A 16885-nucleotide genomic window follows, 5' to 3' on the forward strand; every position below is an offset into this window, starting at 1 on the left:
TGAAACTTCTGTTGCGTCGCACACTTCATCTTTAGTTCTATACCAGGCTGATTGGTCTTTCCGGTAACCATCCGGTCGGCAGCTGATACAGGAATAGTCAAATAACTTACAAACCGTTAGTGAGAACAGATCTAAAACGACCTTCCCGACTGATAATCGGGCTCACCATTGAGCTGCAACGCTACCGGCTTCTTTAATGACTTATGAGCCGTTAGTGAGAATCGAACTCACGACCTCTTCCCTACCAAGGAAGTGCTCTACCACTGAGCTACAACGGCTGATAGGTTTGTGAGGTAAATTCCCAAAACCCAAAGAGCGAAGACGATCCACCAACCGGCGAACGCGACTTACAGCCTGGAAGACTGTCGCCCTATAACTTAAAAATGAGCGGAAGACGAGGTTCGAACCCGCGACCTACAGCTTGGAAGGCTGTCGCTCTACCAACTGAGCTACTTCCGCATTTTTTAATTAAGCCAATTAGCAAAAAGCTAATTCAAATGAAAAGAACTTAACACGAATGTGCCCGCCTTTTGCCGCCGGAAGGCGGTTCGGCGGGCGAAGTGGGCAGAAGAGGATTCGAACCTCTGAAGTCGAAAGACAGCGGATTTACAGTCCGCCCCATTTGGCCGCTCTGGAATCTGCCCTTTAAAAACAAGTAAAATTACACACGCAATGTAAAACGCTGAGCCACTTGTCGGAATCGAACCAACGACCTACTGATTACAAATCAGTTGCTCTACCAGCTGAGCTAAAGTGGCTTATATTCAAAAAACTTTATCAACTTATTGGCTCAAACTTCGGCCATCCAACGCGGCGGATGCTTTACCAGTTGAGCTAAAGTGGCTTAAAAATCAAAAAACTTCACACTTTTATTCATCCATCCGTGTCTACCGGCACCGCCCTTTTAAGCAATATTAAATTGCTGTTACCCCTATTCAATTAGCCGTATTTTATGCCTTTTCAGGGCTGGCAAATTAATTGAAAGTCAAGCCTGTAAAGAACTTCCTGCGCCTCTTTTTCTTACCCTGCTATTTTTTGAGGAAGGCAAAGGTAAATGAATTTGTGTAATTCAAAAATTTTGATCCGTTTTTTTTTTGCTTGTTTTCAACGTTTTGCAATTTCTCGTCCCCCTTCGAACCATCTTCACGGCCACGAACCTGCTTCCCATGCGGTTTCCATTGAAAAAACGCAAACCTACAATTGTTTTTAAAATAATACAGCTTCCTGTTATCACCCCCTTCCTTTCCCGTACGGACATAAAAAAACCTCCCGCATGGGGAGGTTTAAAGAAGTGAAATAATTTTATCTGAAACAGAAATTCAGCATTATACAATTCAGGCAGCTTGCTTTTCCTTCCTTCTTTTTACCTGGTTTACCAGAGATTCCAACGCATTGTCGAATGATTCTTCAAATGATTTCGAACTGCATTTAACAAAGAACTGGTGGCGAGGAACCTGCACTCTAATTTCTGCGATCTTGTCTTTTATGGTGTGCACCACATTATCCAACTTTAGGTATACGTCAACCTTAATAATGCGGTCGTGAAAGGTGTTAATTTTTTGAAGTTTACGATTAACATGTTCGATCAATTTTGCATCAGCAGTAAACCGCACAGACTGAATGTTTACGTTCATAACAATCGCATTTTAACAGTGAAACAATATTTAACAATAAATGAAAGATCTTTTCTGTACCACCATTGCAGTGAGTGAGAGATGAAAGAGGTGGCTTCAATGCAGGAATATTAACTACTACATAAGCACTTTATTTAAGCTCTATGAAGATAATACAACAGGCTGTTTTTTCCAAATTAATATGCAGCTATTTTGACAAAGAATTGTCTTACGCACAAAAATACATGCAGTGGTCAATTAGCTTTTTTTTAGCACATGCTAACAAACATTCGCCTGAATAAAAAAGATCATAAATGACCAGTTATGTTTGCAGAGATACAACGGTCACCTAAACATATACTCCTGTCAAAAGCCTTAGGCCTTGGGATGCGCCTTCTTATATATGTCCTTTAATTTCTCAATGGTATTATGTGTATAGATCTGCGTAGCCGCCAGACTCGAATGGCCCAGTAATTCTTTTACTGCGTTCAGATCTGCGCCGTTATTGGTCAAATGCGTGGCAAAGGTATGCCGCAGTACGTGCGGACTTTTCTTATCGATCGTTGTAACAGCACTTAGATACTTATTAACTGCCAGGTAAACATATTTAGTATACAGCTTTCGCCCTTTTTCATTAACCAGTAAGTATACCGGGTCAGCGGATTCCAGTGCGCGCTTTTTTTCTGCGATGTAATCTCTGATCTCTTTTATCAACTCCGCACTTACCGGAATAACCCTTTCCTTGTTGCCTTTACCCAACACCTTGATGGTATTGGCCGATGTATTTACCTGGCTTTCCTTCAGGTTCACCAACTCCGATAAGCGCATGCCCGTGTTATAAAAGATCGACAGGATCAACCGGTCGGTTTTGCCGCTCCAGGTATCCGGGAACTCAACATAACGGAATAGCGTATCCGTATCTCTTTGTTCCACATACACCGGCAAACGCTTGGGAATCTTCGGAGAAATAATAGTGGTCATGGGCGATTGTTCGAGCTGCCCGGTGCGCATATGATATTTAAAGAAAGATTTTAGTGTGGAGATCTTGCGATTGATGGTTTTGGCGCTGTTCTTATTTTCTTTAAGCGATGCCAGCCAACTGCGGATATAAGCTGCGGCTATGTCGGCCAGAACCGGCTCCCGCATGCTGAATCGTTCCTGCAAATAGGCAAAGAACTGCTGCAGGTCTTCTCCATAGGCCACGATCGTATTCTCAGCATACCGCTTTTCGAACTTCAGGTAGTTCAGAAAATTATTAACGGTCACAGGATTATGTAATGTTGTACCCATAGCGGCAGGAAATGTTCATTAAATATAGGTAAATCCTTCAATACCAGGTACAACAGCTTAAAATAGAGTAGCTACAAAACCAAAAAGGCCACCTGGTAGAGTGGCCGTAATATTGTTACAAGTGACGATGTTAGGCTTATCCTTCGATCTGACCGCTGGCAACCTTTTGCTTGTACACAGCTTTCAGCACCTCGTTGCGACGTTTAACCGACGGCTTGGTGTACGATTGACGCTCTCTTAACTGCACCAATATCTTCGCTTTCTCAAATTTCTTTTTGTACTTTTTGAGGGCCTTGTCGATATTTTCGCAATCTTTTGAATCGATAATCAGCATAATATTATATACCTCCTTTAAGGCTTTTTAGGGCTGCAAATATAGCCGAAAATTCCAAAATACGCAAAATCCCCCCAAAAATCCGATTTTTGCCCCATGTTTACAGGAATTATCGAAACCATCGGCCACATCGAAGAAGTATATAGCACCGGAACAAATAAAACATACTGGATCTCCTCGGCCCTTTCCCATGAGTTCAGGATCGATCAAAGCGTGTCCCATAACGGGGTTTGCCTTACCGTGGAAGAGGTCCAGGGCAGGCGCCACCGGGTTACGGCCATCGCCGAAACCCTGCAGAAAAGCAACCTGGGCCACTGGAGCACCGGCGACCTGGTGAATATTGAACGGTGTATGATGATGAATGGCCGCCTCGACGGTCATATCGTTCAGGGCCATGTAGATACCACCGCTATCTGTATCGACAGGAAACAGCTCGATGGCAGCTGGGAATTAAGGTTCCGCTTTCCCGAAGCGTTCAGCACGCTGGTGATTGAAAAAGGTTCCATCAGCCTGAACGGCATCAGCCTCACCATTTTTAATGTTACGGAAACCGAGTTTACCGTAGCCATCATTCCTTATACTTTCGAACACACCAACATCAAAACAATAGAGCCTGGCGCCCACGTGAATATTGAGTTCGATATGATGGGTAAATATGTAAACAGGATCTTATCTTTAAACAGATAGCGGAACAGCTTGTTTGATCAGGTAGTGAACACATAGTTCAATGCCTCGAAATGATATATTACACTGGTAGCTGCGAAATAGAAAGCCGGTAGATACAATAACAAAGGGACTTTGTACCGAAAATTATTTCATTTATTTTGTGGATTGAAACTTGAATTTGCTATACCCTAATAAAATAAATAAGACTGCCAGGGCTTTCTGTTCTTGAATATGCCAAAAGTCAGCATCATAATTCCCTGTTTTAATGAGGAACGAAGATTAAAAAAGGAACCACTCCTGCAATTGTTGCATTCAGGCGCTGACATTGCATTAATACTGGTTAATGATGGCAGTACGGATAATACACATCTTTTACTGGAAGAGATCAGAAAAGTAGATGAGGAGCATGTAGTGGTCATTACATATCGTGAGAACAAAGGAAAAGCCAATGCCGTCTTCAAAGGCATGGAGCATGCGCTGGAGAATCACAATCCAGCCTTTATAGGGTACCTTGATGCAGACCTTTCTACTGGTGTGGATGAATTTTTAAGACTGGCAGAAACAGCCAAACATGCGGAGGCCGATTACGCTTTCGGTTCCAGAATCAAAATGCTCAACCACGAAATTTACAGATCAGTTGTACGGCATATTTGCGGAAGGATAATAACGACAATCATTGATTCTCGGTATCAACTGAGCATTTATGATACGCAATGCGGCGCCAAATTATTTTCCCCGGAAATAGTAAAAATTATAACTCGCACACCGTTTAAGACCAGGTGGCTGTTTGATGTAGAAATATTCCTGCGCATCCGCAATGCCGGAATATCTGCAAAAGGGCTTGAAATTCCTTTGAAGAAATGGACCCACTACGGAAATTCGAAAATTTCATTATTGTCTGCTCCCCAAATATGCGGTGAACTTATAAGACTGGCAAAAAACTACAAAATCACAAAATGAATGAACCGACAACCTCACAAGCTACCTATACCCGCTCAAGAGACCTGTTCGCATTGTTGATTTTATTGCTTGTTTGCCTGGTCAGTTACTGGCCGCTGACATTTCATGTCTTCAGCCTTAAAAACGATGCCCTTATCTACTTTCTGCCTGTCAGATACCAGGTAAGCCAAAGCATTTCCAATGGCTATTTCCCATTATGGTCGCCCTACCTGAACTTCGGCCATCCCCTACATGCTGATATGCAAAGCGGCGTATGGAATCCGGTAGTGCAGTTGTTTTCACTGTTTGGTCCATATACCTTATACACCTTACAAATAGAAACGCTGCTGTATATTTATTTGGGCGGCGTTGGCATGTACTATCTGCTAAGGTATCTCTCAATCCCTCCTTTAGCCAATCTGTTATGCACCACCGGCTATATGTTATGCGGGTTTAACAACGATTCCTGTCAATACCTGCTTTGGATAAGCGGATCCGCCTTTTTACCATTAGTATTCCTGTTTTATTTCCGGCTGCTTCGCTCCCCCTCGCTGTATGTATCCTGTTTGTTCTCTTTTTTTCTATGGCTTTTATTTTCTACTGCTAACCCGGGAGAATTTATCATCACCGTTTATATGCTCGCAGCCATGCTACTGGTGAAAATAATTGTTGCGCCAAAGGAGAACCGTATCCATCTTCTAAAAAGGCTAGCCGGCCTGCATGGTATTGCCATACTTCTTTTCATTTGCCTGGCGCTGCCCGCGATATTTTCCTTTGCCCAATTCTTACCGTTATCTGAACGGGGCACGGGAGCCAGTTATGAAGATGCTATGACGAACCCCTTGCATCCATTGCTTACGGTGGCTTATGTTGCCCCGCTGGCTATTTTTGACCAAACTACATTCACGCTTACTGACGGCCTGCAACGAAATTCATGGTTTGGATTGTTCCCTTTTATTTTCTTTTTATCAGCACTGGTTATCAAATTCAAGAACAAACACAAGGTTCTTTTTAAATATGCCTTTCTTGTCAGTTTTATCTTTAGCCTGGGAGAATGGGGATTATTCAGGCAAATAGCTTATTATACGCTGCCCCTTATGAATACCTTCCGGCATCCGGCCATGTTTAGATTATATAGCACCTTCTTCGGTGTTATACTGGCGGCCTTTTATCTGCAGGAACTGGTTCAACAAAAAGTAACTGCTAAAAAACATCAGCGGGTATTCCGTTTGCTGCTCTTTATAATGGCAGGCCTTGGAATATTAGGACTATTGAACAGCGCAAACATTTACCAGGCATTTCATATTCTTATGGAAGGGCCGGTCAACAGAAATACCATTGCCAACCTTTTAAAGATTTTTAAAAGCAGTTTATCAATCTACAACCTGCTGCTATTGAGCCTTATCATTCAGCTGCCATTCCTGGTCTTATTTTACCGTTTTGCAATCCGGAACTTCGATCTGAAAAAAATAGCATATACAGCGATGGTGAACTGTATGGTGCATGCATTTATATTTACCTTTTTTACGGTTGTAAAAAAAGACAGCGCCCGGAAGATCCAGGCACTCATTGACCAGCATACTCATAAAGGTTATCCCTTTCCTTCACTCACTTCAACCCTGCAGGAAAATAGTGCCGACGGCATGAAATATTTTAAAGAAATCGGCTCCCTGAACATGTACAATAAAAAGATCGGCAGGGTACATCACTTTATTACACCTTCAAACCTGTTGGTCCAAAATGATTTCTGGTACAATAGCCCCCTGCAAAGCACAGTTATGCAATACCCGCTTATGTATCACGCTGATACTGCCTGTATTCAAAATGACAGTGCGGCCATGCATTTACAAACAAAAAAGAAAATAGCTTTTGTCACTGATTCCGCTTATATCCATCAAATAAATCAGCTTGCAAAAAATAGCATTACATTCTCATTAAGTGGTTTCACCCCCAACTCCTTTCACTTTACCTGCAACGCAACGGCCAACTCCTTCCTGGTATTATGCCAGAACCGTTACCCTTTTTGGCGGGCTACGATAGATGGCAAAACAACACCCATTATTACCGTTAACAGCAGTTTTATGGGGATAGCTGTTCCGGCCGGGAAACATACTTTACATTTTGACTTTAAAGCAAATCACATCCTGATCGCTTATATCATCAGCCTTACTACGATGCTGCTATTTCTGATCACGCTTGTATTACAAATAAAAAGAGGTAGTCTTTCCGGATTGAAATAGACTACCTCTTTTAGCAACCTGTACGATCTATCCTGAGTTCAGTAACTACCGCATCAAATACATCTTACCATAACCGTTGTTAAAGTATTGGTCTGTATTATCGCCTTGGCTCTTATATTTTTCCATGGTTTTACCATTCAGCGAAGTGATGATCCGGTACAGGTAAACGCCATTACCCAGCTTTTGACCATACTGATCGGTTCCATCCCATTTGAATTCAGTAATATTCCGTCCGATATGTAATGGCCCCAGTTCGTTCATAGTTATCTCGCGCACGATCTTTCCGGTCACTGTTAATATCTGTATCCGGATATTTTGCGGTATCTCACTGCCGGTAATCGTAAACACGAAGGCAGTAGATGTGCTGAAGGGGTTAGGATAGTTCAGCACATTGGAGATCATCGGTTTGGAGATGACCGTGAAAGCGATCCTGTAGGCTATATTACCAGCCTTATTGCCGCTTCTGTCCTTTCCTACAACGATCAGTTCATACACATCTCCTTCCGGATTGATCTGCCGGTTGAACTGCGGTGTGAATTGTATGGTAGCCGTGTTTTCCGAACCACTGGTCGCCGGTATAAACCGTAAGGTATCATTATCAAAACTGTAGGTACGCAATGTACCATCCGGATATTTCACCTGTACAGATGCCAGGGAAGTATCGTTCAGCAGTAGATAACTCGATTCATCCTTTAACTTGATCTCGATATTCGGTTTCGATGAAACAATATCCCTGTTTAAGATATGTACCCCGTCAAAGGTAACATCCAGTATCGGATTCTTATTATCCGGCCAAACGTAGAAGTTCTTATAAACAAAATTGTTGAAGAAATACTGTTCCGGCTGGTCGTTATCGGCATTTACATCCACAAACAGCACATTACTGCCAGGGTATGCCGTTGTGCCAAAGTCGAGGCTCACATGAATGGTATCGCCACTGATGATCGGTTTTTGCTTACGAACGAACAAAGTATGTGAGACATTATTTTGGTCTATAACAACGGCTTTCACCTTAATACTGTCGAACGGTTTATTACTGATATTCTTAAAGGCAATGCCAAAGGTCGCGGTTTCACCCAGGGTGAAGGTATCGCGCATTTGCGTCAGATACAGATTGGCAGCCATGCTACCTTCAGGAGCAGGGTCACAATAGACCCGCCATGATTTAAGCTGGTACGGGGTTAACTTCAAAGAATCTATATTTCGCATACGCAACTTCATGAATGGATAGCGGCTTGCATCCACTGCCGAAAGGTCAAAATTATGCGTGTTCTTATCCAGCGTATACAGCAAAGCTTCCGTATTATCATTGGCTACCCCCACTACTTCTACTGAAGGACCATCAGGTGATGGGTCTTCCAGCGACTCCCCTTTCCAACTAACTTCTTTCCATTTTTTGGCCGGACCAAACACCGGCGATGTTATATAACCGATTGTATCAGGTGTTATGCAATTCACGGATAAGGTTGCCTTGTCATCAGTACCCTTCGTAAACTTGAAAACAGGCGTAAAATTGGCGTTATCGTTCTTTTTATATACAAAAATAAACTGCCTGGGCCGGCTGAATGAATCTACCTCTGTAAATCCATATTTTAAAAAGCTGTGGTAGATCGACTTATATTGTCCATATCGGAGAGTATCGTTGATCCAGTCCTGCGCAAAGCCACCAGTCAGAGACGGGTAACGCAGACCTGAACGGGCAACAACATAATAACCATCCGGGATCACATCTTCCATAAATTGCCTCATCTTTTCCCGGGACGCAGAATCCTGATACCTGAACTCAAAGTTATAATCTCTCATGGTATAACAATTATTCCAGCTGCCATATTGCCCATCTCCTGTGACGGGGTCATAATTGTTTTTCCATGGTTTAAATGAAACCGGATCAAAGACCATAAAAGCAACAGAGGAATATGCACAAAAATTCTGACCGATTGTGTGACCATCCACAGAAACTTCCACTTCCTGTTCATAGAAAGCGCTGATGCCCCATGTACCTGTATTGATAAACAAATTATTCGACCGGGTCCCATATTTCCACTGCCGGGTAGTGGTATCCAGGGTAACCCTTTCTGAAATAGACTTCAGGTTCTGATGATAATGATCCTGCGCATAACCCTCCGTAGTACCAGGCATGTACATAAAGGAAGAAGTTATCCATTGATGTTCACTTCCCTGCTCAGGTTCAGTGGCCACGCGCCAGTAATAAACCGTACTATCCTTATAGGTGATACCCGGATTGAATTCCAATATTCCACCCGGTCCGCTGATCGTTTTTGAAACCTTAAGCGAAGAATTGAATGCGCCCGTGGTATCTATTTCAAAAATGTAGTTGCGTTGAGGGCTGAACGGATTGGCCGTGGACGCATATAAAGTCTGCGTAGGATTGTTGATGATCGCATACATGTACGGGTACGCGGGCCGGGCCTCATTTTCGTAAATATAGAACTGTTTCGTGATCGTGTTGTTCGACTCTGAAATTTCATCGGCCACATTGCCGGCGTCGATGGTCACTATCAGTTTATTCAAGCCCTTGTCGCGGCTCGCAACAATGGGAACGTTGAGGGTAATCGAATCCGCGTACCGGATGCCCGGGATCTTCTCCCGGTACACAAATGAGGTGCTTCCGTCAGGGTACTGACGTTTTATTTCAAGAATAATTGAATCCGCAGGCGCCTTGCCCAGGTTAATGGCCTTTACTTTCAGGCTGAATCTGTTTTCAGCAACTGAAATAAATGCCGGATTGACCTGAACGAACTGGTCTTCTATTATATAATCGGGCTTGGGTTGTGCATTTATAAATATGGCCGGGTCGCCATGCAGGGTGATCTGCTCGGCATGCATCCTGCTATAAAAATCATGATTACCGGTGGCGCTGATCATTTCGCCCATAGCATCGCGCATCGTTTCGCCCAGGGTCTTATCATAATCCTGTTTCGCAATTAAACCATACAGACCTGATAAATACAGGTTCAGGTAATTCACGATCCCATAGTGCGTACTGGCCACAAAGCCGATGGTGCCCCGGTTTGGCGCCAAAGTAAATTTTTCCGACAGGGTTTCATTCACCGACAATCGTTGCGGGTAATAAGTAAAAAAGTCGCCGGCCTGACAACCATTTACAAAGAAAACCGGGTACTTGCCCTGGTTATTATAATTTTCGGGATTATCGATATTGAACTCCAGTGTAGTTGCTGACGAGTGACCGAAATAGGTAAGAAAAGTGATACCTTCTGCGAACAGTTTAGCTAATTTCTCCGGCGACACCTGTTCATTCGGATTAGTAGAAGCTTTGCAGAACGTATGTACATTGGCGCCAAAGAGGGTGTCTTTCAGGATATGCTCGTAGATCTCCATGTAATTACACAATACCACGCCCAGGTAGGCATCGCTCGATCCCGTTACATGCACCACATTCTTCCACCAGCCCTTATCCGCAACGCTGTTGGAAGTTGTTTTTTGCACCGCCTCATATTCTTTTATCTTATTCAGGTAGTACTCGATCTCCTCGCCACGAACCACCGATAAGCGCCCGATAGGTATGGCTGGCACCGGCACTGTAATATCTTTTGCACTCATTAAATTATCCGACCCCGGGTAACCGAAAGTAGGAACCAGGTTCACCCGTTCTATCAGGTTGTTATTGGGCAGATTAGGGTTTCGTTCCGCATATTGGTATTCCGAATAGTTTACACCCCGCCCGATCAGGAAGATGTCTTTGATGGGGGCGGCAAAGCTATCTTTTGCATAACTGATAAAATTACGGACCGACAATGGATGCTTTTTAATGCCATAGGCAAACTGATCTACCAGCTCATCAATATCTGCAATCAATACTTTGTGACTGCCTCCGGCCGCCGATTCGCGATAATTTTTATAATCTTCTACCGGGTTATTACCACGTGAACCGGTGTACAGGATGGGATTGCTTATTATGAGATAATCCGCTCTATGCTGGTCGGCCAGCTTTTTATAATCTTTAAAAACGCGTGGAGTAAGCTGGGTGATCGTTGTGATGTTCGCGGCTTCCTCACTTACCAGTACCAGATGCCTGCTGTAACCACTGCCAGGTAATGCAAAGCGCACCATACCGGCGGCAACATCACCCACAAACCGTTCGCCGTTCCTGCGGTCATACAATACCGGTTGTGTGCCGCCAAAATTGAAATTACTGATCTGCAAAAAATAACCACTGGCTTTGGCCGGCAGCTCAAAACCAAAGTTCGACTGCCCGTTGAAATCAAATGTGCGGGGATATGTGAACTCAAAGAAGGAAACCCGCATGCGGTCCCTTGTATTGTTGTTCGTATTAATAAATTGTACGGCTGCCGTTCCGCTGCTGATATCGCCTGTATTGACGGGTATGGTGGTGACAAGGTCATTAAAATAATCCAGCGCCGTGTCCTTCACTTCTACGCCATTTACGTTTATTTTTATATGGCGGGCATTGGGCGCATTACCAGTTGCGCCTACCTTTAACAAAGAAGCCGGACCGCCGCCATACACTTTCAGGTCGCTCAGGGCAGTTGTCAACGGGTTCGAAGGACCAATGTCACCACTGCTAAAAAATTCACCTTTATCATAAGAAGAAGAATACACATAGACGCCTACCAGGGAGGCAAAACCGGGGTTCGGCGTGGCGCTTTTGTAATAATAACCGGCGGTGTCCATAAAGTAAGGCTCCACTGGCAACCCATTTCCGGCCACATTATTAAACACTTCATTATACCTGAATCCCGACTGGTTGGTATTTACACTCAAAAAATAAGCTGCGGTATCGGTTTGTAAACTGTATTCCGTGGTATGCTGAAACTCAGGTTGCCGGTATAATGCCTTGTCGGGTTCTCCATCATTGCGTTCACCCCAGAATTCGAGGTAACCGTTCGAAGGCAGCACGCCGTTTGGTACGGATGAATAGAACGGAACTTTTTCCCCATTGCGCCACAGCTCCAGGAACTCGACTGAAACATTGCCAAGACCATTGGCATCGAGCAGGGATTTGGGAATGCGGTACAGACCGTCATTGCCTACCTTGAACTTATAATACGTTTGGCCATACTTTATCCACTCTTTATTGTACTGCTGGGCAGTAGCAGCAAAACCTGCTACTAACAGCAACAGGGTAAAAATCTTCCTCATAATATACAAGTTTCAGATTCCTTTCAATAGGGTAGTTTACTTTTTATTCACCTTTTTAACCAGGTCCACTTTTAGCGAAAACACATGGGTATATAACGGATTCGATTGATTGGCTAAATTGGTAAAGGCATAATCGATCAGCACATTCGAGAGTCTGAATCCGGCGCCTACCGCAGGCTGATAGATCCATACTTTTTTGGTATTGGTAATATCGTCGTCGTCCAATGCCCGCTGAAAGTTGTTAATGCCCGCGCGCACAAAGAACACGTTCTTCCAGGAAGCTTCCAGGCCCAGCTTGGGGTCCAGGCTGGCAACATTTGAGCTGATCACGGTATTGCGCCGGCCATCGAAAGTGAGGTCGAAATTGGCCTCGGCCATCAGGTTCAGGTTCCTGTTCAGTTTAAATATGTAGTTACCACCTAAAACCAGTTTGGGGGCAGTCAGTTCAGTTGACTTGCTCGGTATTTCGTTGCCGGTATAATAAAATACTTCCCGCATTTTTTCGGGCAGACTGAAAGACCAGGCATTGAAGGTAGTGGTAACATCGCGGGCCATGATCCCGATCTTCCATTTCTCATTTACGATCTGGATGCCGGCATCGAAGCCAAATCCCCAGGCAGAAGCCATATCGCCCGCTTTGCGGTGAATAATCTTGGCATTGATACCGCCGCTGATCTTGCTTTTACCCGTTGATTTTATAGTTTGGGCCAATGACAGCAGGAACGCATAATCGGCCGAAGAAAATGTGGTGATATTACTGAAGTTGATGGAGCCATCTGCTTCTACCAGGAAAACGGTATTGGGAATATCATCTACCGCAAACCGTAATAACGATAATCCTAAAACCCTTTTATTATCTTTCAGTGGTATGGCCAAACTGCCATAATCGTATTTGCCGATGCCGGCAAAATATTCGGCATGCATCAAATTGAGCTGGGGATTGTCTTTCACATTCACCAACCCGGCCGGGTTCCAGTAACCTGCCGTGCCATCACTAACCGAAGCAACCTGTGCGCTTGCCATTGCCAAACCACGGGCACCGGCGCCGATATTCAAAAACTCATTAGAATATTTACGGAACTGCGCATAGGAGATTTGCTGTATCAATAACACAACAAGGGTAACGTAAAGACGGGTCCTTTTCATTGATCCAATTTTCGAAATAAGCAACTTGATGATTAGACTATTTCTTTAGGATATTGGCTGCACCCGTTGATAAAGCGTGCCTGAACTTGATCTTGAAAATGTTGACATTTTTAACAGGTCGGGGCCATCATTTTCAAACGTTTTTACAATTAAAATATTGCATCTTCTGGGCAAAGTTGCGGTAATCCTTACATTTGCATAATTCATTGATTTACTACATAAAAACATGTATTAAGGAACTGGTAAATCATGTAAGGGCAGCGCAAATGTAAAACGTTTGCGCGGTGAATCATAATCGAATTTATTACTCGTTTAATGTCAATATAATATGAACCTGGTTGCAGAATTAAAATGGCGGGGTATGATACAGGATATTATGCCCGGAACCGAAGAACAGCTGAATAAAGAAATGACCACCGGCTATATCGGTTTCGACCCCACTTCGGATAGTCTTCATATTGGGAGCCTCGTCCCTATCCTGTTGCTGGTACACATGCAACGGGCCGGACATAAACCCATTGCGCTCATCGGCGGCGCCACCGGGATGATTGGCGATCCATCTGGCAAAAGCGAAGAAAGGAATTTCCTCAGCGAAGATCAGCTGCAGAAAAACCTCGATGGAATAAAAAAGCAACTGGAACAGTTCCTCGACTTCGACCCGGCGAAACCCAATGCAGCGGAAATGGCCAATAACTACGACTGGTTCAGGAACATTTCCTTCATCCAGTTCCTGCGCGATGCAGGCAAACATATTACCGTGAACTATATGATGGCCAAGGACAGTGTGAGAAAACGCATCGAGGGCGAGACCGGCATCAGCTATACCGAGTTTGCCTACCAGCTGATGCAGGGATACGACTACTTCTGGCTCTACCAGCATAAAAACTGCAAGCTGCAAATGGGCGGCAGTGACCAATGGGGTAATATCACCACCGGTACAGAATTTATCCGTCGTAAGGCCGGAGGCGAAGCGTTTGCCCTTACCTGTCCCCTGCTCACCAAAGCAGATGGCGGCAAATTCGGTAAAAGTGAAAAAGGGAATGTGTGGCTGGCGCCTGACAAAACCTCGCCCTACGAATTTTACCAGTTCTGGCTCAATGCAGCCGACGCCGATGCTGAAAAATGGATCAAAATATTTACGTTCCTTTCCCAGGACACGATCAACCAGCTCATAGAAGACCATCGCAAGGATGCAGCAGCCCGGCTTTTGCAAAAAGCCCTGGCCAAAGAAGTGACCATTTTTGTACATGGAGAAGAGGAATACCGCAAAGCGATCGAGACCACTGAAAAACTCTTCGAACAGCAAAATGCCCCGGCGGAATCGCTGAGTGTGGAAGACCTGGAAGGCATGAATGGCGTGACTAAATTCGATTTTGAATTGTCAAAACTGCAGGCAGGGGTCGACGTTGTGACTTTCCTCGCCGAAACCAAAATATTTCCCAGCAAAGGTGAAGCCCGTAAAATGGTACAGGGCGGCGGCGTAAGCATCAACCGCCGTAAAGTAGAGCAGGTAGCCTTAACCGTAGATGCATCCATGCTCCTGCATGGCATGTATTTGCTTATTCAAAAGGGAAAGAAACATTATTACCTGGTAAAGGCAAGCTAGTATAAGCTACTTGCCTTTTTTGCTATTCCTCCAGAAATCGGGAAATGCCTGGATCCCTTCCACTAACACATCCAGCTGTTTGGTAGTGGTATATACATTGGGGGTTAAACGAACACCCCGGATATCTTCGCGTTCTAAATGGGTACCATGGATCTTATACCGGTTCCAGAGGAATGCGTCGAGGTCAACCGCTTTAACGCCCGGCAAGTTAAAGCTTACCAGGCCGATCGCGCAGCCAAAGCCCGGCTTCATGGAGGTGCCGAACTGAATGCCGGGGATATCTTTCACCTTATTCATCCAATAGTTTTTAAGGAAGAACAGGCGTTGTTCTTTACGTTGCGCGCCGATCATTTCATAAAACTCGATGGCTTTGCCCACGGCCTGTTCAATAAAGAAAGGCCGGGTGCCCAGGTGTTCGAATTTGCGGATATCATCGGCCTTTGCATCCGGCGCTGCAAAGAGTGGATAGAGGCTTTTGATCTTTTCTTTTTTTACGTACAGAAAACCGGCGCCAATGCAGGCGCTTAGCCATTTGTGCAGGCTGGTGCCGAAATAATCGGCCCCCAGCTCTGGTATCGTGAATTGAAAGTGGGCGAAGCTATGTGCGCCATCTACTATTACTTCAATGCCTTTTTGATGAGCGGCATCGGCGATCCGGCGAACCGGCAGCATCTGACCATTCCAGTTGATCACATGGGTCAAATGCACCACTTTGGTTTTGGCCGTGAAAGCCTGGGTATAGGTATTCACCAGTTGATCGGCATCTTCGCTGGGCATGGAGAGGTTGATCCAGACCAGCCTGATACCGTCCCGTAGCTCCCGTTGTTTCCAGGCATTGATCATATTAGGATAATCCTGTTTGCATACAACCACCTCATCGCCCGGTTTCAGAGGCAGGCCGAAGATGATGGTTTCCAGGGCTTCAGATGCATTCCGTTGAATAGCAAGCTCTTCGGGGTTGCAGCCGGCCAGGCGGGCCAGGTTTTGGCGCAGCGGTTCGCGGCCCTGGTCTAGAATGCGCCACATGAAGTAGCTGGGCGCTTCATTACAGATATCGAAGTGGCGTTTCATGGCATCCTGCACGGTTTTAGGGGAAGGCGCCACGCCGCCGTTATTTAAATTGATGAGGTAGGGCGAAACGGTGTAGGCTTGCTGGATATAGTACCAGAAATCTTCGTCGGAAGCCAGTTGTTCGGGTGTTTTGTCATAGGCGGTTTGCAGGGCCTGGTGAAGGTTGCGGCTCCAGGCCGGCTGGGTAAATGACGATAATAAAGAGCCTGCAGTAAGCGCTTTACAGGCCTGTAAGAAGGAACGGCGGTTTAAAGTAGGCATGGGAGTAAATTTGGATAAGGAGGGTATTTGATTTAAAAATGCTTAAAAAATTTCTCACGAAAAATAATGAATAATTGGCATTTTCATTTGGGGAAAAGGATAGAAGCCCTTACTTTTGCACTCCTTTCTAAAAGGATTAAAGGCTGCCCGATAGTATAATGGTAGTACGACAGATTTTGGTTCTGTTTGTCTTGGTTCGAATCCAGGTCGGGCAACAAAAGGCCTCAACCAAAGTGGCTCAACGAGGTTCAAAACGAACAAAACCCGTTACAGACAAGGATTGTAGCGGGTTTTTTATTTTTTATCATCTTGCCGTCTTCCCGCCAAAAACCGCCGATTCCCGTTAGTTTTGTTTCACTTTTTGTTGCAGTTTTCATTACAGTTTTTCTTATATTCGGAGAGTGTAAAAGATATAGTGATGAAAATGCCAACCTACTATCCGGTACATAATTACGGATCAGGTTGAAAAATTGGGGGATTTAGGAGAAAGTTGTTGTTTTGCAGCCTAATAAAACTGACAAGAAACATTGGAAAAGGACCAGGAAAAAGAATTGTTAGGCTATTTTTTACCAGCAGG

Annotated in this window: 10 protein-coding genes and 5 tRNA genes; 5 read left to right on the forward strand and 10 right to left on the reverse strand. The window is 44.5% G+C overall.

Features of this window, described 5'->3' with window-relative positions; translation table 11 throughout:
- Positions 1–206 precede the first annotated feature (206 nt).
- The 7 genes from JT717_RS22640 to rpsU all read right to left on the reverse strand — a co-directional run bounded on the left by JT717_RS22640 (position 207) and on the right by rpsU (position 3237).
- A tRNA-Thr gene (locus tag JT717_RS22640) sits at positions 207–278 on the reverse strand.
- 108 nt (positions 279–386) lie between these two features.
- Positions 387–459, reverse strand: a tRNA-Gly gene (locus JT717_RS22645).
- 102 nt (positions 460–561) lie between these two features.
- Positions 562–644 (reverse strand) — tRNA-Tyr (locus JT717_RS22650).
- Between the two features lie 41 nt (positions 645–685).
- A tRNA-Thr gene (locus JT717_RS22655) sits at positions 686–758 on the reverse strand.
- A gap of 576 nt (positions 759–1334) precedes the next feature.
- Positions 1335–1634 (reverse strand): HPF/RaiA family ribosome-associated protein, encoded by a 300-nt coding sequence (locus JT717_RS22660; protein WP_205513321.1) that lies wholly within the window; start codon positions 1632–1634, stop codon positions 1335–1337.
- A gap of 354 nt (positions 1635–1988) precedes the next feature.
- On the reverse strand, positions 1989–2903 hold the full coding sequence (locus tag JT717_RS22665) for a phage lytic cycle repressor MrpR family protein (RefSeq protein WP_205513322.1): 915 nt from the start codon (positions 2901–2903) through the stop codon (positions 1989–1991).
- 136 nt (positions 2904–3039) lie between these two features.
- On the reverse strand, positions 3040–3237 hold the full coding sequence (gene rpsU / locus JT717_RS22670) for a 30S ribosomal protein S21 (protein ID WP_081169111.1): 198 nt from the start codon (positions 3235–3237) through the stop codon (positions 3040–3042).
- A gap of 96 nt (positions 3238–3333) precedes the next feature.
- Here rpsU and JT717_RS22675 point away from each other — a divergent pair, with 96 nt between their 5' ends.
- The 3 genes from JT717_RS22675 (at position 3334) to JT717_RS22685 (ending at position 7082) form a co-directional block, all read left to right on the forward strand.
- Positions 3334–3924: a riboflavin synthase gene (locus JT717_RS22675; RefSeq protein ID WP_205513323.1), complete on the forward strand. Its 591-nt coding sequence runs from the start codon at positions 3334–3336 to the stop codon at positions 3922–3924.
- Positions 3925–4134: 210 nt separating this feature from the next.
- Positions 4135–4863: a glycosyltransferase gene (locus JT717_RS22680; protein ID WP_205513324.1), complete on the forward strand. Its 729-nt coding sequence runs from the start codon at positions 4135–4137 to the stop codon at positions 4861–4863.
- On the forward strand, positions 4860–7082 hold the full coding sequence (locus JT717_RS22685; RefSeq protein WP_205513325.1) for a YfhO family protein: 2223 nt from the start codon (positions 4860–4862) through the stop codon (positions 7080–7082). The genes JT717_RS22680 and JT717_RS22685 overlap by 4 nt, the downstream gene beginning before the upstream one ends.
- A gap of 45 nt (positions 7083–7127) precedes the next feature.
- Here the strand turns inward: JT717_RS22685 and porU2 are convergent, their stop codons facing one another.
- Together porU2 and JT717_RS22695 are read right to left on the reverse strand one after the other, a co-directional pair.
- Positions 7128–12224 carry a putative type IX secretion system sortase PorU2 gene (gene porU2 / locus JT717_RS22690; RefSeq protein WP_205513326.1) on the reverse strand — a complete coding sequence of 1699 codons (5097 nt, stop codon included), beginning with the start codon at positions 12222–12224 and terminating at the stop codon, positions 7128–7130.
- Positions 12225–12260: 36 nt separating this feature from the next.
- Complete coding sequence (locus JT717_RS22695; protein ID WP_205513327.1) at positions 12261–13370, reverse strand: putative type IX sorting system protein PorV2; 1110 nt, start codon at positions 13368–13370, stop codon at positions 12261–12263.
- Between the two features lie 361 nt (positions 13371–13731).
- On the opposite strand from JT717_RS22695, the gene tyrS reads away from it, so the two are divergent.
- Complete coding sequence (gene tyrS / locus JT717_RS22700) at positions 13732–14976, forward strand: tyrosine--tRNA ligase (protein WP_240348366.1); 1245 nt, start codon at positions 13732–13734, stop codon at positions 14974–14976.
- Between the two features lie 6 nt (positions 14977–14982).
- On the opposite strand, the gene JT717_RS22705 is transcribed toward tyrS, so the two are convergent.
- Positions 14983–16308: an aminotransferase class V-fold PLP-dependent enzyme gene (locus JT717_RS22705; protein WP_205513329.1), complete on the reverse strand. Its 1326-nt coding sequence runs from the start codon at positions 16306–16308 to the stop codon at positions 14983–14985.
- Between the two features lie 144 nt (positions 16309–16452).
- Between JT717_RS22705 and JT717_RS22710 the strand changes: the two genes are divergently transcribed.
- Positions 16453–16523, forward strand: a tRNA-Gln gene (locus JT717_RS22710).
- The last annotated feature ends 362 nt before the right edge of the window (positions 16524–16885 follow it).

This window comes from Longitalea arenae, from assembly GCF_016924755.1.
Classification (GTDB): domain Bacteria; phylum Bacteroidota; class Bacteroidia; order Chitinophagales; family Chitinophagaceae; genus Niastella; species Niastella arenae.